A 19,122-nucleotide genomic window follows, 5' to 3' on the forward strand; every position below is an offset into this window, starting at 1 on the left:
GGGCCAGCCCATCAGGTTGTGGGCGGGCTCATCGCACCCTTTGGTGGGCCAGCCCATCAGGTTGTGGGTGGGCTCATCGCATGCAGTGGGCTCACCCACAACGCGGTGGGCCCACCCATCAAATGGGGGTGGCGAGGGGTTAGGCGGCTTGCCAGAGGGAGAGGGCGAAGCGGGCTTGGGTGTCGGTCCACCAGGCCGCTTGGGTGAAGCCGCCGGTGGCCAGTTCGGCGGTGACGCCCTCGGGGCGGAACTTGGCCGAGATCTCGGTGTGGAGTTCCTCGCCTTCGGCGAAGTCGATCTCGAGGTGGACCTCGGGGATCAGGACGCGTTGCGGGCTGGTCGCGCGCAGGCGCATCTCGATCCATTCGTTGTCGGCGTCCCAGCGGGCGACGTGTTCGAAGGCGTCGACGTCGAAGTCGGCGCCGAGCTGGCGGTTGATCACGCGGAGGACGTTGCGGTTGAACTCGGCGGTCACGCCCTGGGCATCGTCGTACGCCGCGACCAGGGTGGCCGGGTCCTTGACCAGGTCGGTGCCGAGCAGCAGCCACTCGCCGGGCTCGAGGACATCGCGGATCGAGCGGTAGAAGGTGGCGCGTTCGGCGGGCAGCAGGTTGCCGATCGTGCCGCCGAGGAAGGCGACCAGTCGGGGCGAGTCGCCGGGCAGCTTGTCGAGGTGGGCGGTGAAGTCACCGACAACACCATGTACGTCGATGGTCGGGTAGTCGGCGTTGATCGCGTCCGATGCCTCGCGCAGCGCGGACTCGGAGACGTCGAGCGGGACGAACGTGGTCAGCGTGCCGTGATCGCGCAGCCCGTCGAGCAGCAGGCGGGTCTTCTCCGACGAGCCGGAACCGAGCTCGACCAGGGTGCGGGCCTTCGTCAGCTTGGCGATCTCGCCGCTGCGCGCCTGCAGGATCTCGCGCTCGGCACGGGTCGGGTAGTACTCGGGCAGCCGGGTGATCTGCTCGAACAGTTCGCTGCCGCGCGCATCGTAGAACCATTTCGGCGGCAGCCATTTCGCGTCGGCCGTGAGTCCGGCGCGGACGTCATCGCGGAGGGTTCGAGCGGCATAGTCCGGCGTGAGGTGTACGTCGATCTGGGTCACTGCGGTCCTTCCATCGGGGTGATGCTCACGGTGGTGGCGGTGGCCACGAGCAACGAGCGGTCCGGGACTTCGTCCCAGTGCCCGGCGCCGAACGGTTCCGAACTGACGGTGGTCGATTCGGCGGTCCGTCGGACGTGCAGAGAATGCGTCCACGAGGTGGCGACGAGCAGCTCGCCGTCGGTCAGCAACACGTTCAGTCGCGAACCTGGTGCCGCCTCCTCCACTTCATGGACGACGGATGCGACCGCCTCAGCGGCGTCGTACCCGTTGGTCAGGCGATGCGAGATCAGCGCGAACAGCAGAGCGGAATCGACCGGGGCGTCGATCGTCACCAGGTCGGCGACCGGCAACGCTCCCGCCAGCTTCACCGTCGACTCCGGCCAGCCCGGGATCCGGCCGTTGTGGCTGAACAACCAACGCCCACTGCGGAACGGCGCGACCGCCGACTCCACATGAGGCATCCGCTCCGTCCCGTTCCGTACGGCGGCGATGATCGCGTCCGAAGTGATCACGTGCGAGAGGTCCCGCAGGTTGTCATCCGTCCAGATCGGCACGTTCCGCCGGTACCGTGCGGGCTGGCCATCGGCGTACCAGCCCAGGCCGAAGCCGTCGGCGTTGACCGTCCCGCCCCCGCGCATGTCGTGCGGAGCCCAGGACTGCTCGAACAGGGAGTGATCCGGTTCCAGCACCAGGGTGGCGAGCGTGGTGGGTGGGCCTAGGTAGGCGAGGTGGCGGCACATCAGGAGCGCAGTTCCTCTGGGCGTGGGTCGCGGGCGCAACGGAAGCCGGCGAAGATCTGGCGGCGGATCGGGTAGTCCCAGTTGCGGAACGTGGTGCGGGCGACCACCTCGTCGGTGGCGAACGAACCGCCGCGAAGGATCTTGTAGTCCGGTCCGAAGAAGACCAGCGAGTACTCGTCGTACGGGAAAGCGCGGAAGCCCGGGTACGGCGTCAAGTCGCTCGACGTCCACTCCCAGAGGTCACCGATGAGCTGCTCGACGCCCAGCGGCGAGGCCCCGGCCGGGTAAGCACCGACCGGAGCCGGGCCGAGGTGGCGCTGGCCGAGGTTCGCGTGCTGCGGACCCGGGCTCTCGTCACCCCATGGGAACCGCCGCGTCCGCCCGGTCGCCGGGTCGAACCGCGCTGCGAACTCCCACTCCTCCTCCGTCGGCAGACGCTTGCCTGCCCACTTCGCATAGGCCTCGGCCTCGTAGAAGCAGACGTGCATCACCGGCTCGTCCAGCGGCAGCGCCTCCCGCTTGCCGAACCGCAGCTGCCAGTAGGAACCGTCCTCGACCTCCCAGAACCGCGGTCCGGTCAGTGAGCCCTTCTGGACGTGTGCCCAGCCGGCCTCCGACCACCACTGCGGGTCCTGATACCCACCGCCAGTCACGAACTGCAGGTAGTCCCCATTGCTCACCGGCACCGTGTCGATCACATAAGGCGCCACCCGTACGGCGTGGGCCGGCCGCTCGTTGTCCAGCGCCCACGGCTCAACCGACGTCCCCATCTCGAAGACCCCGCCGGGCACCAGCACCTCAGCCGCCGGCAGCCGCCGACCGGGCGGAGGTGCGGGTGCATCCAGCACCGGTACGCCGCGACGCAACTGGTGGGTCGCCAGCATCGTCTCGTCGTGCTGCTGCTCGTGCTGCACGATCATCCCGAACGCGAACCCGTTGTCGACCAGCTCCCGGCCACCGTCGAACTTCACGTGGTCGAGGACGTCGAGCACCTTGTCCCGGACCTCTTCGACATACGCCCGCGTCTCCACCGGCCCGAGCAACGGCAGCGCCGGCCGGTCCGCGCGCGGGTGCATGAACGCGTCGTACAGCTCGTCGATGTCCTGCCGCAGCGGTTCGCGACCGCCCACGTCGCGGACCAGCCAGAGCTCCTCCTGGTTACCGATGTGCGCGTAGTCCCAGATCAGCGGCGACATCAGCTTCGAGTGCTGCTTGACCAGGTCGTCGACGTCGACCGCATCCGCCAGCTGAGCCGTCCGCCGCCGGGACCGGTCCAACTGCTCGGCAACGAAGGACCGCAGTCCCTCCTCGGTCAGATCCGACAATTGGTGACTCATGAGGCTCGCCTTCTTCGGGTGTCGTCGACGATGTCCTGCAGCCGGGTTGCGACCGCAGCACGAAGCTCAGGGGTGACGCCGATCCGGTCCAGCAGGCCGATGCCCAGATCGACGAGCTCACGGGCCGCCTGCGCGACCGGCTTGTCGTCGAGCCCGTCACGGGCCGCCGGGAACCAGCGCCCGGCCCCCGGCTCGGCAGCAGCCAGTACGTCGTCCAGTCGCGCCGGATCGGACATCAACGCAGTGATCAGCAGGGTCGGGGCGATCCACCCGTCTCCCGGCTGCGTGTCGAGGTAGCGAACCTCCAGATAGCCACGCGGCCGCACCGGCGGGAACAGCGTGGACAGGTGGTACTCAAGGTCGTCGTACGTCGGTCTGTCACCGGGCAGCCGGCCGTCGGCCCAGTCACCGAACGTCAGCCCGACCGGCGCGTCCCAGCTGTCACCGCGCCGCAGGCACAGCACCGGTGCCTCCATCGCAGTCCGCGCCCACCCCTCAGCCGGGTCGCCGTCCAGCGGCGGTGGCTCGGTGAACGGCACACAGGTGCCGAAGGTCGCCTCTGTCCGGGCAGACGCCCAGCCGGTGTCAGCGTCGGCCCGGCGCCGGGAGTTGGCGAACAGAGCGACCAGAGTCGGCCCCAGGTCGTGCAGAGCGCGCCAGCGCAACGCGGTCTGGTCCACTTCACCGGCATCAAGGCAGACCTGGAGTCCCGCCGTACTGCACATCATCCGCGGGCCGTGCGGACCCAGCCGCCGGAAGGCACCCTCCATCGCCGCATAGCGCGGGACGGTGAGGATGCGCCGGGGCGCGCGGAACGCGTCCAGCCCGTGCTCGCCCAGGACCAGACCCTCGGACTGCAACAGCGCGGCCAGCTCGGCCGCATCGGAGGCGGTGTCGTCGACCAGCTGCTGGATCGACGCCATGGCCGGGCCGGAGATCTCCACCTGGCCACCCGGCTCCACGGTGACCAGAGCACCCCGGCCCAAGGGCAGCTGCGCGCTGCCGGGGACCAGGGTGGGGGGCGCGTGCACGCCCAGTGCCTTCCTCAGCCGGTCGGCGTCGAGCGGCCGGCGCGGATCCTCCGCGTGATGCACGGTCCACTCCAGTTCGACGCCGTGCAGCTGTGGAGGACCATGCTTGAAACAGACCATCGCGACGTAGCCCTCCGCATCGGCCCGGGAGCCGATCGGGGTCGTCGCCGGAGCACCACCGGACGAGGTCACGTCAGCGACCGTAGCTCTCGCGCCGGGCCCGGACAACCAAGACCGGATTACTCATCGATGACGCCTGCAGCACGACTCTCATGTCCCGCATCCTGCAGGCAGCCACCGACATTTTTCGTTACAGACAAGAACTTCCTGGTGGAAGCGCTTCAAAGAGCATCATGCCGGCGGGTACTTCACACTGCCGCCCCAGTCGTTGTAGTGCCAGCCGTTGTTCGGGTCGCCGGGGACCCACCACCAGTGCGCCAGGGTGTTCGTCTTGCTCTGCGCGAAGTACTGGTGCTGGTTGTCGTAGGCGAAGGCGACCGGGTCGGAGTAGACCTCACCACCCCGGTCCTCCCACTGGACGACTCCCAGGCCCTGGTCCCACCACCAGTGGTAGAGCGTGTTGTTCGGGCCACGGGCCACCACGTGCTGCTGGGTGGCGGTCTTGAAGGACGAGGGTGCGCCCACGAACTTGCCGGGCGCCCCGGCCCACTTGACCAGGTTCAGACCGCTACCGGCGTCCCAGAACCAGTGGAAGAGCTGTCCGTCGGCAGCCTGGGTGAACACGTGCTGCTGACCGTTCCAGACGAACGTGGTCGGGTCGGAGTACGCCTCACCGCCCCAGTCGGCGAAGTGCGGCTCGAACTCACCGGTCACCCACCACCAGTGGTACAGGTGGTTGTCGGCGCCCCGTGCCACCACGTGCAGCTGGTTACCCCACACGTAGGTCGACGGTGTGCCAACGATCGGCCCCGGTGCGCCACCCCACTTGTCGATGCGGAGCTGGCTGTCCGCCGGGTCCCACCACCAGTGCGTCAGATCACCGGTCGAGGAGCGCGCGAAGATGTGCTGCTGCCCGGACCACACCACTGCAGTCGGATCACTGGCCGCGTCACCGCCCCAGTCCGCAGTGTGTGACGCCGACTCACCCTCGATCCACCACCAGTGCAACAGCTTGCCCGTCGTACTGCGAGCCACTGCGTGCTGCTGGTTGTACCAGGCGTAGCCGCTGGTCTTCCCAGCGATCGGACCACCACCCAGGTCGTCCCGCTTCAGACCAGGTGTCGCATTCCAGTCGAACCGGCCCATCGACCCGGTCGCCGTCGGCGCGAAGATCACCTGGTGGCCGCCGTCCGACCCGTCCCACCGGTACGCCGTCGACCCCGGCGTCACGTCTCCCGGCTGGCCGGCGCCGTACGCCTCGATCTCGTCGACGAACAACCCGGTCTGGTACTTGTTGTTCATCTTCTTGTTGACCGTCACCCGGATCCAGCGTGCCTTCGCCGGCGCGAAGCCGAGGTCGTACCAGAGGTTCGAGGCGCCGTTGATGAAACTGAGCCGCCCACGCTCGGTGAAGTTCACGTTGTCATTGCTGCTCGAGACCGTGAGCATGTCCGGGTTGTAGTCCGGATACTCCTCGTAGGCATGGAAGCGGACCGTGCCGACCTCCTGTGCGTAGCCCAGGTCGATCGTGACGGACGGCGAGACGCTGGGGACCGTACTCGACAGCTCGTAGCCGAAGCTCCTGTTGTCGCCCCAGTTGTTGCTGAGCACACCATCGGTCGCCTCGGTCTTGAAGTCGTCGGTGAACCGGCCGGACGGGTTGGTGCGCTCGTATCCCTTGCCACCTGCGATGTTCTGCTGCAGCAGCAGGTTGCCGGACACCTCGAGGTCAAGCAGCTGGTACGGCGTCGCACCCGCACTGGACGTGGTTGCCTCAACCCGGATGTAGCGCGCCTTGACGTTGAGACCGACGAAGTCGTCTCCACCGGGCTTGGCCAGCACGTCGTGCGAGTTGTCGACCCGCGTGCCCGCCTCGGCCCACTTGGTGCCGTCGAACGAGGTCAGCACCCGGTACTTGCTTGCCCAGGTCGCACCCCACTTCAGCCGGACGCCGTCCACCTGCGCCTGCCGGCCGAGGTCGACCTGCGTCCAGTTGGTGCCGTTGCCCGACGTGGGCTGCCAGGCGGTCGAGCTGTCGCCGTCGACAGCCTTGCTGGCATCACCACTCGACGCAGTGGCGGTCTTGGCCCGCGCCAGGTCCTTTGCGGTCACCGGTAGACCCGCTGCGGCGTCCAGCGCGATCCGCCGTACCCGCTGCATGTAGTTGACGTCCGGCGTGTAGGTGTCGCTCGCCTGCACCACGCTGTTCGCCAGGTCGTGCGCCAGACCCGGATTGGTCTTGCCGAGCTTGTTGAGGACCTCCCAGTCCTCCATGCCGTCCCGCAGCGACTCGTAGCGCGTCGACGACTCGATGGTGTGATTGGCCTTGTCGGGCCGCACGATGTAGCCGTCGCCCTTGACCTCTTGGTCGTTCATGTTGAATTGCCAGTTGCCGTAGGCCCAGTGCAGGTAGCCGGTGGCGCCCTTGTTGTAGGCCAGCCACATGGTCTGGCGCTGGTTCCACTGCGGCTGGTCGATGAACCTGTTCAGGTGGTTACCGGCCGGGATGTTGCAGTTGTAGAACCAGAGTGGTTTCCCGCCCTGCCGATCGAGGTCGAACGGCGTCTGACCGGTCGCCGGGTCGACGGTCGCGGTGTAGGTGTGCAGGTTCGGGATCACGATGTCGGTCTCGTCCGCGACGTGCGCCGCCTGGGCGTTCACCACGGCGTCGCCGACCTTCGCCTCCGGCCAGTACTGCTTCAGCTTCTGGTAGATGCCGTCCCAGCCCTCGACGCCCGGGTTCGGCTCGTCACCGACGTGGATCCAGGACTTGTTCTGCCAGCCCTTGTCGATCATGTGCTGGCGCACTGCCGGGTAGAACTGCGCGTACCAGTTGTCGGCCTCCGGCGTGTTCCAGTACGGGTAGTCCGGCACCGCCTGGTTCGGGTTCTTCGGAATCACCTCGGTCATGTACCGGGGGTACTGCGGGTTGTGCGGCGGGTCCTTCGGGCCGGAGCCGGTGAAGAGCTCGAGCGTGTGCACGACGTCCTTGTCCAGGAAGCGCTGCGCCACCTCGTCGAACCGGCTCCAGTTGAACGTGTACTTGCCATTGGCATCGACCGTGCTGCCGCCGTCCCGGAGCAGACTGAGTAGCGGCAGCTGCAGGCTGTTCTGCCGGTACCGCTTCATGTAGTCGGCCCAGTTGTCGATCAGCTGCCACCAGTCCGCCGAGTAGCGCTTGTACCCGTAGACCAGCTCGACGGTGTCACCAGCACCCGGGTCCCACGACGTCAGACCGAGGAAGTTCGTCCACATCACGTTGGTGAACTCGCTCTGGTTCGCCGGCGGGATCACGACGTTGCGGGCGTTCACCGTGATCGGCACCGACAGGTCGCCGTTCGTCGTCTTGACCGTGGCGCGCCCGGTGTAGACACCACCGGCCGCCGTGGCGGGCACGTGCACGCGGACCCAGATCGACTGCGTCTGGTTGGCCGGCACCGCCACGGTCTTTGCGTTCAGCAACCGGTCCGGGTAGTCACCAGCGCCCTTACGGATCGTCGGTACGACGAAGTTGTCGGGCTCCCAGCCGTTGACCGAGTTGTGGTTCAGGTACTCGTAGCCGACCGGGTTGTAGGTGATCTCGGCGGCCGGGATGGCGTCCGACGGTCCGCTCAGCGGCGTGAAGTCGACGCTGTTCACGGTGAACGCGGCCGAGCCACGCACCACGATCTGCGCGCCCTCGTAGTCGTTCTTCGCCGTGTCGAGCCGGATGCTGTCGCCGGCGTCGGCTGAGCGCCCGCTGTCCTTGAAGACCGAGCTGTACGCCGTCTCGGTCCACATTCCCGGTATCGCCCCGGCCGCCTCCCGTGCGTGCGCCATCGGCATCGGGGCTACCGAGGTCACTAGAAGTACGCCTGCCACCACTGCACGTGTCCACCGCATGCGGAACAGCCTCAACGCGGATCAGGGACTGGGCAATCCTTTAGATCCTGTTGGTATAGACCATTCGGCGGAACCTGGGGCAAGTGGTGCAGGCGTTAACTTTCGGCAACACGTAGAAGTAGCAGCACGACGTCCGCAGCTTCTGCTCCAGTGAGACTCCGAACGCGGCAGCCGCTTCATCGGCGTACGGCGCACTCTCCGGCAGCCGGAGCGCGGACCGCACCTCGTCGTCGACCGCACCGAACCGCTGCAGTGAGCTGAGCTTCACCCCGGGCCGGTACGAGTCCAGAAACGCTTTGGTGTGCTCCTTGAGCTGCACAGCTGCTGTCTGCACCGGTACGACGCGCTCCGAGAGCAGCGCGACCTCAACCGGGTAGTGCGCGGTCGGGTGCACCCGAAAGGCCAGTGCCTCCGGGGAAACCTCGGGCGACACCCCCTTAGCCGCACCGAGCACTCCGGCGACCAGCGCAGGCACCTGGACGTACCACATGAGCGTGAACATGGCCGCGACCTGAGTAGGCGGATCGATCGTGTAGTCACGCGCATAGTCCGCCGCGACCCGAGCACGCCATGCAGCCGTCGGATCACCGCCGCCCTGCTGCTCAGCAATGACCTGTGCGCACGACACCCACTCAGGCCCCGGTACGGCGTCCGCGGTCCGCACGGACAACCACTCGACCGAGTCGGCCAGGGTGTCCACGAGGGAACGAACGGAGTGGGTCACCCAGCAAGCCTACGATCCGGCACCACTACTGGCGCGCCACCGACCTCCACCACCGTTGCCTGCAGCCCGAACACGTCGTCCAGCAGCTCCGCGGTCAGTACGTCGACCGGACGCCCCTCGGCCGCGATCGCACCGTCTCCCATCACCACCAGGTGATCGGCGTACTGCGCGGCGAGCGTCAGATCGTGCAGCACCACCACGACGGTCCGGCCGGAGAGGTGCGCAGCAGCATGTACGACGTTCATTACGTCAACCGCGTGCGCCAGGTCCAGGTATGTCGTGGGCTCATCGAGCAGCAGGTGCGCGGTCCCCTGCGCCAGCACCATGGCGATCCAGACCCGCTGCCGCTGCCCACCGGACAGCTGATCGACCGGACGGTCGCGTAGCTCGGTCAACTCCACCGCAGCCAGCGCCTGCTCGATCGCCGCATCGTCCTCAGAGGTCAGCCGCCCGAACAGCCCACGGTGCGGGTGCCGACCACGCGACACCAGCTCGGCCGCAGTAATCCCCTCCGGCGTGACCGGTCCCTGCGGCAGTACACCGAGTCGCCGCGCGAGCTCCCGCGCCGGCAGCTTGTGGATGTCCTCGCCGTCCAGCAACACCTGTCCGCTCTGCGGAGGCAGCAGTCGGCTCATGCCGCGCAACAGCGTCGACTTGCCGGAGCCATTCGGCCCGACGATCGCCGTCAACTGCCCAGCCGGCACTTCCAGCGTCAGCCCGGTCACCACGGGCGCATCCGCGCCGTACCCAAGAGTGAGGTTCTCGACGTGCACTAGTGGCCTCCGTTTGATCTCGGTGCGTCGGCTCCGGTGTTCAGGTGGGTGGATCGCAAGGCGGAGGGAGCGCTCGATGCGGGGTTCATCGTGCGCTTCCGACAACGCAGCGAGGCGCCCGCCTGGGCGCCGGAGACGGCGTGCGGAGATCGAATGGCGGCCACTTAACGCCCCTTCTGCTGGCGGCCGATCAGATGAAGCAGGTACGGCGCTCCGGCCGCGGCGGTGATCACACCGACTGGCAGCTCATACGGTCCGAGGTGAAGCCAGCCCAGGCCGTTCCGCGCAAGCAGATCAGCCAGTACGACGAACACTGCGCCCAGCATCGCGGACGTCACCAGCGGCGGCCGCTCCATCCGAGTGAGCCGCAGTGCGACCTGCGGAGCCACCAGCGCGACAAAGGCAATCGGACCGGCGCCCGCCGTTGCCATGGCGGCCAGTACGGTCGCAACGATCAGCAGGAGCAGCCGGACGCGAGCCACCCGCACACCCAGTGAGGACGCCACGTCGTCACCGAGCACCATGGCGGACAAGTCGCGGTTGAACATGATTGCTACCGGCAACAGCACCACAACGGCAATCAACACCGGTACGGCGTCGCTCCACTCGCGTGAGTTGAGTGAACCGGCCAGCCAGGCAGCAGCTCGACCAGCGTCGTTCACATCGCCGATCACCAACATCCAGGCGACCAAGGAGTTCGCGGCCGCCGCAATGCCCACACCGATCAGCACGACGCGACCACCGTCGACCTGACCGCGCTGAACAGACAGTGCGCCCACAACCACAGTGGCGAGCAGTCCACCGAGGACGGCAGCCAGTGGGATCCCCACCCGGCCTGCGAACCCCGAGATGTTTCCACCACCGCTTCCAGCCAGCACGATCACTGCGACTGCTCCAGCTGAGGCACCGGAGTTCACCCCGACGATGTCCGGGCTGGCCAACGCGTTACGGGACAGGGTTTGCAGGAGTGCGCCGGACACCGCGAACGCGATCCCGACCAGCAGTCCGGTCGCAACGCGCGGCAATCGCAGGTCCAACACGATCAGCCGTTGCCCACGGCGTCCACCACCGAGGAGGACGTCGATCACATCGGCGATCGGTACCTTCGACGTACCGATGCTCAAGGACAGCAGGGCGACGGCGATCGCCAGTGCAGCAAAGACGAGGCTCAGCACGACGGTGCGGGATTTCACAGCACCACCGCCCGGCGACGAACGACCAGCACGAACAGCGGCGCACCGACGATGCCCAGCACCACACCGGCCTGCACCTCACCCGCACCGCCGATCAACCGGCCGACGAGGTCTGCCAGCACCATGGCGCTCGCACCGACCAGTCCGGCGCCCGGGATCAGCCAGGTGTTGCGGGAACCGAAGAGCTGCCGCGCCACATGCCCGGACAGCAAGCCCAGGAAGCCGATCGGGCCGCACGCAGCCACTCCGGCCGCTGTGAGCAAGCCGATCGCACCCAGTCCGATCAGCCGAGCTCTGGGGATCGACAGCCCGAGCCCCGCCGCCACGTCGTCACCGAGAGCCAACAGGTCGAGATCACGAGCGTTGACGGCCGCAAGCACCAGACCGAGCACCGCGAACGGCAGCACCTGCCCGGCAACGTCCAGACCGCGCCCGGCGACCGATCCGACCGCCCAGAAGCGATAACTGTCCAAGGTGGTGCTGTCCAGTAACACAACGGCCGACGTCATCGCACCGAGCAGCGCGGCGACCGCGGCACCTGTGAGCGCCAGCCCGACCGGAGTGGCACCGCTGCCCCGCGACGCCAGCCACTGCACGCCGTACGTCGCTATCAACGCGCCCGCGAGCGCGACCCAGACTGTGGACCCGACTGACTCGACCACTCCGAGCCGCAGCCCGAGCACTACGGCGAACGCAGCGCCGGAGCTCACTCCGAAGATGCCCGGCTCCGCGAGTGCATTGCGGGTGTGGCCTTGCATCAGAGCGCCGGCTACACCGAGACAGAGACCGATGAGGACGGCAACGATCGTGCGCGGCGCCCGGAGGCTACGCACGATGACGTCCGCGTCCGAACCGTTGTTGGCCGTCATGGCGTGCCAGAGCGCGTCAGGGCCGAGCCAGCGGGAGCCGAAAGCCAGGCTGGCCACGAAGACCAGCACGAGAACGACGGCCAGCACCACCAGCGATACCGTGCGCCGAACAGGGGGCGACATAGGTTAGGGTTACCTTACTAGTCAGAGGTCGTCAGACACCTTACCTGCGACCCTTGCCCTACCTGGAGAGACCCGTGCGTCTGCACCGCATCACCGCCCTGTTCGCCGTCACCGCACTGGCCCTCACCGGCTGTGGCTCGTCGGACGACGGGAAGACCCCCGACGCGGCCGGCTCGGCCGGCACCGGCTTCCCCCGGACGATCGAGCACGCGATGGGCAAGACCGAGATCCCGGCCAAGCCGAAGCGGGTCGTCGCGCTGGACGCCAGCTTCGTCGACGCGACGCTGATCCTGGACACCCCGGTCGTCGGCTACACCGACTACCGCAGCATCAAGGACAAGCTGCCGGAGTACCTCGGCGCCGACCGCGACACGCTCGGCAAGGACGCCCAGCCGGTCGGCACGCTGGCCGAGCCGAACCTGGAGAAGATCGCCGACCTCGCCCCGGACCTGATCATCACCGCCAAGGTCCGGCACGAGAAGCTCTACGACCAGCTGTCCAAGATCGCGCCGACGATCATGTCGGAGACCACCGGGCCGACCTGGAAGGACAACATCCGGCTCGAGGCGAAGGCGCTCGGGCAGGAGACCCTCGCCGAGCAGGAGATCACGTCGTACGAGAAGGCGGCCAAGTCGGTCGGCGACGCGATCAACGCGAAGGCGAAGAACCCGACCATCTCGGTGGTCCGGTTCCTGGACGGCCCGACCCGGCTCTATCAGAAGGCGACCTACTCCGGCATCGTGCTGAAGGACGCCGGCCTGGCCCGGCCGAAGTCGCAGGACGTCGAGGGCTTCGCCCTGGAGATCAGCGCCGAGCGGATCAAGGACGCCGACGCGGACGCGATCTTCGTCACCCAGTTCGCGGACGACAAGGGCCTGGGCGCCAAGACCGCGGCCGAGTTCAAGGCCAACCCGCTGTGGAAGCCGCTGGCTCCCAAGGTGCACGAGGTCCCCGACCTGACCTGGATGACCGCCGTCGGTCTGCAGGGCGCCTGGGCGATCCTGACCGACCTGGCCAAGACCTTCGGCGTGGACGCCCCCGCCAAGGCATAGGGTCTAGGTGTGACTGTTCTGACTCGGTGGCATGTCGGGCCGTGGACCACTCGGGGGACACTGCCGGGCATGCCACTCGAGCCAGGGCGGAAACGCACTCCGGACGAGTTGAACTTCGACGTCGTCGGGCTGGCCCGCATCCTCGGCCGGCGGCTGTCCGGTCGGGATGAGCTCCAGGTGCGGTTGTGGCAGAACGAGCTGCGTCCCACGCACACCCGGCAGTGCGGCGTCCATACGCTGGCCGAACCGGAGCTGCTGGAGCAGACTGCCGCAGAAGCCCTTGCCTGGTTGGCAGAGCGAGCTCCTGCGGGCTATGAGTTCGTCCGCACCGACGCTGTCGAGCTACGTCCAGTGCTGGACCTGACAACACCAGTCGTCGCCGTCGATGCGGTCATCGAGCTCGCCGCCACCACACTGCCCGCTGCGCGACTCGCTGCGGCCCACGTACGTCGTACAGGCTCTGGCTGGTACGCCGGGGATGCCGTCTGCAACTGGTCGGGTCCGCACGAGACCGAGGCGGCCGCGGTAGCCGTCGTACAGGCTGCACGTGGTGCGCTGGTCGAGCAACTGCGCGCTGCAGGCCGCGGCGACCTGGCCGACACCGCACCGCGCTGGCCGGACGTCCCGGTCAGCTGAACGACGCTACGAAGTAGCCGGCCCCGTACGGCGCGGCGTCGTACAGGAGCTCACCTCTCAGCTCACCCAACGCACCCGCAAGCACCTGCCAGGGTGCACGGCCAGCCGCCTGCAGCTGGGTCGCCAGCTCTGGGTCGAGCGCAGCCAGTACGTCGACATCCGCGGCCGCGAAGGCTTGTGCGACGGTGCTGTCGAAGATCTCTGCCCGGGGATGCAGGTGGACCGGCGAGTGCTCACTGCGTCGCGGCGCCCCATCCCCCATCACCAGCAGCGCGAGCCGATCGTTGCCTCCAGCAAGCTCCTTGCCGAGCTGTAGGCAGTCGGCCGGCGGCGCATCAACCGGTACGGCGCGATAGGCGCGGGACACGTGGGCAGCCTTGGACTGATCGAGGAGCCAGCCGCCCATCGCCAACGAGAGCGGCAGGACCGGATCTCCAGAGCCGATGCGGACGGTCGGAGCGCCGTACGGGCCGAAGGAACCGCCGGTGCGCCCGTCGTACGTCGCGTCGGTCGTCGCCGAGCCGACCACCAGTACGCGGTCGGCGGTGGCCAGTCCGTCGATCGCTGTGAGGCAGGCAGCGCGTAGCTCGTCCAGCTCGGATGCTGCGCCGGAGGCTACCTCGGGGACGAGGAGGGGTGGGTGGGGGCAGACGGCTGCGGCGACTACGGGCACGTCAGGACTCCCGGAGGTAGCGGAAGAAGAGGTAGTCGTCGGAGGCGCCCAGGCTCGTGGCCAACGTGAGTTGGCGGGTGAGCGTGGTGGGCGGGCCGGCGGTGACGCGGCCCGAGCCGGGGCCGGCCAGAAGGGGCGCCAACGCCAGGCAGAATTCGTCGACGAGGTCAGCGGCCGTCAGGGCGCCCAGCAGGTGCGGACCGCCCTCGCAGAGGATCTGCGGCATCCCGCGAGCAGCGAACTCCTCGACCACCGCCTGGAGATCGACCTCAGAATCACCGAGCACGACCAGGTCGGCGACCTCGGCCAGGGCCTCGCGGCGATCCGGCGGGGAAGCTTCGTGGGTGATCACGATCGGCCGCTCGGCCGACTTGAAGATCGGGTTCACCGGGCTCAGCTCCAGCCGCGAGGACACAACCGCGAGAGTCGGGTTCTCCGCCAGGCCGTTGGCCTTCCGCCACTTGCGGCTCGCCGCCGACAATCGCAGCGGCGTGTAGCCCTCGTCGCGGATGGTGCCGGCACCGACCAGTACGACGTCGGCCAGCCGGCGGATCATGCTGAAAATCCGGCTGTCGGAGTCGCTCGACAACGCCTTGGACTGGCCGTCGATCTCGACCGCGCCGTCCAGGCTGCTGACGAAGTTGGCCCGCAGGTGCGGGACCGTGCGGTCCTCGACGCGGTAGACCTCGATCAGTTCGTCGTCGGACAGTTCGTCGAGTTGGCGCATCAGGCCAGGCTCCTTCGGGTTCCGGCGGGCTGGGCAGTTCCCCGCAGTACGGCGATCAGGTCGAGCGCTTGGCGCGCCGCCGGTACGTCGTGTACCCGGAACACGCGGGCACCAAGCCAGGCCGAGATGCTCAACGCGGCCAGTGTCCCGTTCCCCCGCTGGCCTGGCGGCAGTTCCAGCGTCTCGCCGATGAAGTCCTTGTTGGACACGGCCACCAGCACCGGCCACCCGGTCGCGGCCAGCTCGTCCAGGCGGCGGGTCAGCTCGAGCGACTGCAGGGTGTTCTTTCCGAAGTCGTGGGTCGGGTCGATCAGGATTCCGTCCCGCCGCACCCCGGCCGCGACCGCGCGCTCGGCCAGGCCGGTCGTAGTACGGATCACGTCGGCCACCACGTCGTCGTACGCCATCCGATGGGGGTCGGTGCGCGGCGAGAGTCCGCCGACATGGCTGCAGACGAGTCCGGCGCCGAACTCGGCGGCGGCGTACATGAGATCTGGATCGGAGCCCGACCAGGTGTCGTTGAGCAGGTCAGCGCCGGCCTCGACCACGCGCCGCGCGACCCCGCTGCGGTAGGTGTCGACGCTGATCACCAGCGACGGGTGCCGAGCGCGGATCCCGGCCACGAAATCGACCGTCCGCCGGAGCTCCTCGTCCTCGCTGACCGGTTCGCCGTACCCGGCCTTCACACCACCGATGTCGACCAGATCGGCACCGTCCGCGACCGCCTGGTCGATCGCCGCGTACGCCGCGTCGGTGGCGAAGGTCGCGCCCCGGTCGAAGAACGAGTCCGGAGTCCGGTTCACGATCGCCATCACGGCGAACTCCCCGGGCCCAAAGGTCCGCTGCCCCAACCGCAAGTCCGTCACAACCCGACTGTAGTCACCGGACTTCCAGCACCGTCCAACCTCCCGCCGAGCGAGACCACGAGGAGGCGCTGAGCGTGGGCGCACCGCTGGGCGGCCCAGTTAGTCGGTGGTGGAGGTCCGCACCCCCTGCCGAAGCTGCCACATATCCTATAGGATTCGTTGCGACAGACCGCCCTCCGCACCAGATCGGGTCACTCCATGGCACGTTTCACCGAGTTAGAGACGTACGACGTCCGCTTCCCCACCTCGCTGGACCTGGACGGCTCCGACGCGATGAACACCGACCCGGACTACTCCGCGGCGTACCTGATCCTGCGCACCGACGCCGGGGACGGGCTCGAAGGGCACGGGTTCGCGTTCACGATCGGCCGCGGGAACGACGTCCAGACCGCCGCGATCCATGCGCTGCGGGACCACGTCGTCGGGCTCGACGTGGAGGCGACGCTCGACGACCTCGGCGCCTTCTGGAAGTCACTCGTGCACGACTCGCAGCTGCGCTGGCTGGGCCCGGAGAAGGGCGTCATGCACATGGCGATCGGCGCGGTCGTCAACGCAGTCTGGGATCTGGCCGCCAAGCGTGCCGGCGTCCCGGTCTGGAAGCTACTCTCCGACCTGACCCCGGAGCAGATCGTCGCCCTGGTCGACTTCCGCTACCTGACCGACGCGCTCACCCCCGACGAGGCGCTGGAGATCCTGCGCAAGGGCCAGACCGGTCGGGCCGAGCGCGAGGCACTACTGCGTGAGCGCGGATACCCGGCGTACACGACGACGCCCGGCTGGCTCGGGTACGACGACGCGAAGCTGGTCCGGCTGTGTCACGAGGCGGTCGCCGAGGGGTTCACCCAGATCAAGCTGAAGGTCGGCGCGGACCTCGACGACGACATCCGCCGGATGCGGCTGGCCCGCGAGGCCGTCGGCCCGGACATCCGGATCGCGATCGACGCCAACCAGCGCTGGGACGTCGGCGACGCCATCCGGTGGATCGAGGCCCTGGCGCCGTACGACGTCTGGTGGGTCGAGGAGCCGACCAGCCCGGACGACATCCTCGGCCACGCGACCATCGCGAAGGCGATCGCCCCGACCCGCGTCGCCACCGGTGAGCACGTGCAGAACCGGGTGGTGTTCAAGCAGATGCTGCAGGCCGGCTCGCTGTCGGTGCTGCAGCTCGACAGCGCCCGGGTCGCCGGGGTGAACGAGAACGTCGCGATCCTGCTGCTGGCCGCGAAGTTCGGCGTACCGGTGTGTCCGCATGCCGGTGGGGTAGGACTGTGTGAGCTGGTCCAGCACCTGTCGATGTTCGACTACGTGGCGGTCAGCGGGTCGGTCGAGGACCGCGTGATCGAGTTCGTCGACCACCTGCACGAGCACTTCCTGGACCCGGTCGTGATCCGGGACGGGTACTACGTGGCACCGGTGAAGCCGGGTTTCGGCGCCGAGATGGACGCCGAGACGCTGACCGACTTCCGGTACCCGGGTGGCAAGATCTGGATCGATCTGACGAAGGAGAACCAGTGACGGACTTCGACGGTCTGCGGGCCGTGGTGACCGGCGGTGCATCGGGCCTCGGGCTCGCCGCCGCCACCCTGCTGGCCGCTCGCGGCGCGCGGGTGGTCGTGTTCGACCTCAAGCCCGATGTCCCCGAGCCGCTGACCGGCATCGCCGCCGACGTCACCGACGACGGCTCGGTCCGGTCCGCGGTCGCGGCCGCCGCGCTGCAGCTCGGCGGGATCGACATCGTGGTGAACAACGCCGGGATCGGCGCCCAGGGCAACGTCACGGCGAACGACGACGACGAGTGGCACCGCGTGCTCGACGTCAACGTGGTCGGCATCGCCCGCGTCACCCGCGCCGCGCTGCCGTACCTGCGCAAGTCCCAGGCGGCCGCGATCGTCAACACCTGCTCGATCGCCGCCACCGCCGGCCTGCCGAACCGCGCCCTGTACTCCGCCAGCAAGGGTGCCGTGCTGGCCCTCACGATGGCGATGGCCGCTGACCACGTTCGCGAAGGCATCCGGGTGAACTGCGTGAACCCGGGCACCGCGGACACCCCGTGGGTCGGCCGCCTGCTCGACGCCGCCGCCGACCCGGAGGCCGAGCGCGCCGCGCTCGAGGCCCGGCAACCGATGGGCCGTCTGGTGTCGGCCGATGAGGTCGCCCTCGCGATCGCGTACCTGGCCAGCCCCTTGGCCGGATCAACCACCGGTACGGCGATCGCCGTCGACGGTGGGATGCAGAACCTGCGCCTGCCTGCGGTTCGCTCGTGAAAATCTTCGGGGACTTAGGGATCGGGCTCGGCGGAGCCCCACTGGCCGGGCTGCAGACCGAGGTGACTGAGGAGGACGCGTTCGCCACCGTGAACGCGGCCTGGGATGCGGGCTGGCGCTTCTTCGACACGGCACCGCACTACGGCCTCGGACTGGCCGAGGAGCGGCTCGGTCGGGGCCTGGCCGGCAAGCCGCGGGATGAGTACGTGCTGTCCTCGAAGGTCGGCCGGATCATCTACGACTCCGACACGGAGGCGCCGGACGACCAGGGCTTCGCCGTCGTTTCGAAGCGGCGGCGGCGGTTCGACTACAGCCGCGACGGGGTGCTGCGCAGCATCGAGGACTCGCTACGCCGGATCGGCACCGACCGCCTCGACATCGTCTTCGTGCACGACCCGGACGACCACTACGACGAGGCCGTCGCGACCGCGTTCCCCACGCTGATCGAGCTGCGCGACCAGGGCGTCATCGGCGCGATCGGCTCCGGCATGAACCAGACAGCGATGCTGACCCGGTTCGTCACCGAGATCGACATCGACGTGATCATGCTGGCCGGTCGCTACTCACTGATCGACCCGGACGGCCTCGACGACGTACTGCCGGCCTGCCTGGCAAACGACGTACAGGTCATTGCTGTCGGCGTCTTCAACTCCGGCCTGCTCTCGCAGCCGCGCCCAGCCAGCGACACCACCTTCAACTACGCACCTGCCGCTGAGGCGTTGATCTTCAAGGCGAACCAACTGGCCGATGTGTGTGAGTCGCACGGCGTCACTCTGCCGGCCGCCGCGCTTGCCTTCCCACGCTTCCACCCGGCCGTCGCCGGGATCGCGGTCGGTTGCCGCAGCCCGCACGAGGTGCAGGTCAACCACGACCTGTACGGCGCTGAGATCCCCGCCGCACTGTGGTCCGACCTGAAGTCGGCCGGTCTGCTCCGTGCCGACGCACCGACCACCGAACCGTAGGACACACCACAGCTACGCGCCGTCCGAGCGCGCCTGACCGGAAGT

At 68.3% G+C, this 19,122-nt stretch carries 17 protein-coding genes; 5 read left to right on the forward strand and 12 right to left on the reverse strand.

Annotation, left to right across the window (positions count from 1 at the left end; genetic code table 11):
* Window positions 1-139 precede the first annotated feature (139 nt).
* The 9 genes from egtD to ACFVWG_RS31925 all read right to left on the reverse strand — a co-directional run bounded on the left by egtD (window position 140) and on the right by ACFVWG_RS31925 (window position 11,897).
* Window positions 140-1,105 carry an L-histidine N(alpha)-methyltransferase gene (egtD, locus tag ACFVWG_RS31885; RefSeq protein WP_391547162.1) on the reverse strand — a complete coding sequence of 322 codons (966 nt, stop codon included), beginning with the start codon at window positions 1,103-1,105 and terminating at the stop codon, window positions 140-142.
* The gene (gene egtC / locus ACFVWG_RS31890) at window positions 1,102-1,845 is read right to left on the reverse strand and encodes an ergothioneine biosynthesis protein EgtC (RefSeq protein ID WP_391547163.1); all 744 of its coding nucleotides are present in this window, start codon (window positions 1,843-1,845) and stop codon (window positions 1,102-1,104) included. Before egtC ends, egtD begins: the two co-directional genes overlap by 4 nt.
* On the reverse strand, window positions 1,845-3,182 hold the full coding sequence (egtB, locus tag ACFVWG_RS31895) for an ergothioneine biosynthesis protein EgtB (protein ID WP_391547164.1): 1,338 nt from the start codon (window positions 3,180-3,182) through the stop codon (window positions 1,845-1,847). Before egtB ends, egtC begins: the two co-directional genes overlap by 1 nt.
* Window positions 3,179-4,405 (reverse strand): glutamate-cysteine ligase family protein, encoded by a 1,227-nt coding sequence (locus tag ACFVWG_RS31900; RefSeq protein ID WP_391547165.1) that lies wholly within the window; start codon window positions 4,403-4,405, stop codon window positions 3,179-3,181. Before ACFVWG_RS31900 ends, egtB begins: the two co-directional genes overlap by 4 nt.
* Before the next feature lie 159 nt (window positions 4,406-4,564).
* The gene (locus ACFVWG_RS31905) at window positions 4,565-8,215 is read right to left on the reverse strand and encodes a glycoside hydrolase domain-containing protein (protein ID WP_391547166.1); all 3,651 of its coding nucleotides are present in this window, start codon (window positions 8,213-8,215) and stop codon (window positions 4,565-4,567) included.
* A gap of 40 nt (window positions 8,216-8,255) precedes the next feature.
* Window positions 8,256-8,939, reverse strand: coding sequence for a (2Fe-2S)-binding protein (locus ACFVWG_RS31910; RefSeq protein ID WP_391547167.1), 684 nt, complete (start codon window positions 8,937-8,939; stop codon window positions 8,256-8,258).
* Window positions 8,936-9,712 (reverse strand): ABC transporter ATP-binding protein, encoded by a 777-nt coding sequence (locus tag ACFVWG_RS31915; protein WP_391547168.1) that lies wholly within the window; start codon window positions 9,710-9,712, stop codon window positions 8,936-8,938. The genes ACFVWG_RS31910 and ACFVWG_RS31915 overlap by 4 nt, the downstream gene beginning before the upstream one ends.
* Before the next feature lie 164 nt (window positions 9,713-9,876).
* On the reverse strand, window positions 9,877-10,905 hold the full coding sequence (locus ACFVWG_RS31920) for a FecCD family ABC transporter permease (protein ID WP_391547169.1): 1,029 nt from the start codon (window positions 10,903-10,905) through the stop codon (window positions 9,877-9,879).
* The gene (locus ACFVWG_RS31925) at window positions 10,902-11,897 is read right to left on the reverse strand and encodes a FecCD family ABC transporter permease (protein WP_391547170.1); all 996 of its coding nucleotides are present in this window, start codon (window positions 11,895-11,897) and stop codon (window positions 10,902-10,904) included. The genes ACFVWG_RS31920 and ACFVWG_RS31925 overlap by 4 nt, the downstream gene beginning before the upstream one ends.
* 74 nt (window positions 11,898-11,971) lie before the next feature.
* On the opposite strand from ACFVWG_RS31925, the gene ACFVWG_RS31930 reads away from it, so the two are divergent.
* Both ACFVWG_RS31930 and ACFVWG_RS31935 read left to right on the forward strand, forming a co-directional pair.
* Window positions 11,972-12,949 (forward strand): ABC transporter substrate-binding protein, encoded by a 978-nt coding sequence (locus ACFVWG_RS31930; protein WP_391547171.1) that lies wholly within the window; start codon window positions 11,972-11,974, stop codon window positions 12,947-12,949.
* Window positions 12,950-12,958: 9 nt separating this feature from the next.
* Complete coding sequence (locus ACFVWG_RS31935; protein WP_391547172.1) at window positions 12,959-13,585, forward strand: hypothetical protein; 627 nt, start codon at window positions 12,959-12,961, stop codon at window positions 13,583-13,585.
* Here the strand turns inward: ACFVWG_RS31935 and ACFVWG_RS31940 are convergent.
* From ACFVWG_RS31940 to folP, 3 genes are read right to left on the reverse strand one after another with little or no spacing between them, the layout of a single operon-like run.
* Complete coding sequence (locus ACFVWG_RS31940) at window positions 13,578-14,258, reverse strand: class III extradiol dioxygenase subunit B-like domain-containing protein (protein WP_391547173.1); 681 nt, start codon at window positions 14,256-14,258, stop codon at window positions 13,578-13,580. The genes ACFVWG_RS31935 and ACFVWG_RS31940 overlap by 8 nt on opposite strands.
* Before the next feature lies 1 nt (window position 14,259).
* Window positions 14,260-14,985, reverse strand: a complete 726-nt coding sequence (locus tag ACFVWG_RS31945) for a pyrimidine reductase family protein (protein ID WP_391547174.1) — start codon at window positions 14,983-14,985, stop codon at window positions 14,260-14,262.
* Window positions 14,985-15,797: a dihydropteroate synthase gene (gene folP, locus ACFVWG_RS31950; protein ID WP_391547280.1), complete on the reverse strand. Its 813-nt coding sequence runs from the start codon at window positions 15,795-15,797 to the stop codon at window positions 14,985-14,987. Before folP ends, ACFVWG_RS31945 begins: the two co-directional genes overlap by 1 nt.
* 252 nt (window positions 15,798-16,049) lie before the next feature.
* Between folP and ACFVWG_RS31955 the strand changes: the two genes are divergently transcribed.
* The 3 genes from ACFVWG_RS31955 to ACFVWG_RS31965 are packed head-to-tail and all read left to right on the forward strand — an operon-like array spanning window position 16,050 to window position 19,077.
* A complete protein-coding gene (locus ACFVWG_RS31955; protein WP_391547175.1) occupies window positions 16,050-17,366 on the forward strand; it encodes an L-fuconate dehydratase in 1,317 nt (438 codons plus the stop codon).
* Window positions 17,363-18,115: an SDR family NAD(P)-dependent oxidoreductase gene (locus ACFVWG_RS31960; RefSeq protein ID WP_391547176.1), complete on the forward strand. Its 753-nt coding sequence runs from the start codon at window positions 17,363-17,365 to the stop codon at window positions 18,113-18,115. The genes ACFVWG_RS31955 and ACFVWG_RS31960 overlap by 4 nt, the downstream gene beginning before the upstream one ends.
* Complete coding sequence (locus tag ACFVWG_RS31965) at window positions 18,112-19,077, forward strand: aldo/keto reductase (protein ID WP_391547177.1); 966 nt, start codon at window positions 18,112-18,114, stop codon at window positions 19,075-19,077. Before ACFVWG_RS31960 ends, ACFVWG_RS31965 begins: the two co-directional genes overlap by 4 nt.
* Window positions 19,078-19,122 lie beyond the last annotated feature (45 nt).

Origin of the sequence: Kribbella sp. NPDC058245 (assembly GCF_042882005.1) — a bacterium.
In the GTDB taxonomy this organism is placed as follows: Bacteria; Actinomycetota; Actinomycetes; order Propionibacteriales; family Kribbellaceae; genus Kribbella.

Bases quoted from the DNA above. Each gene is read 5' to 3' on its own strand.
- ACFVWG_RS31955 (WP_391547175.1), top strand. From the start codon at position 16,050: ATGGCACGTTTCACCGAGTTAGAGACGTACGACGTCCGCTTCCCCACC.
- egtB (WP_391547164.1), bottom strand. From the start codon at position 3,182: ATGAGTCACCAATTGTCGGATCTGACCGAGGAGGGACTGCGGTCCTTC.
- ACFVWG_RS31925 (WP_391547170.1), bottom strand. From the start codon at position 11,897: ATGTCGCCCCCTGTTCGGCGCACGGTATCGCTGGTGGTGCTGGCCGTC.
- ACFVWG_RS31905 (WP_391547166.1), bottom strand. From the start codon at position 8,215: ATGCGGTGGACACGTGCAGTGGTGGCAGGCGTACTTCTAGTGACCTCG.
- folP (WP_391547280.1), bottom strand. From the start codon at position 15,797: ATGGCGATCGTGAACCGGACTCCGGACTCGTTCTTCGACCGGGGCGCG.
- ACFVWG_RS31945 (WP_391547174.1), bottom strand. From the start codon at position 14,985: ATGCGCCAACTCGACGAACTGTCCGACGACGAACTGATCGAGGTCTAC.
- egtC (WP_391547163.1), bottom strand. From the start codon at position 1,845: ATGTGCCGCCACCTCGCCTACCTAGGCCCACCCACCACGCTCGCCACC.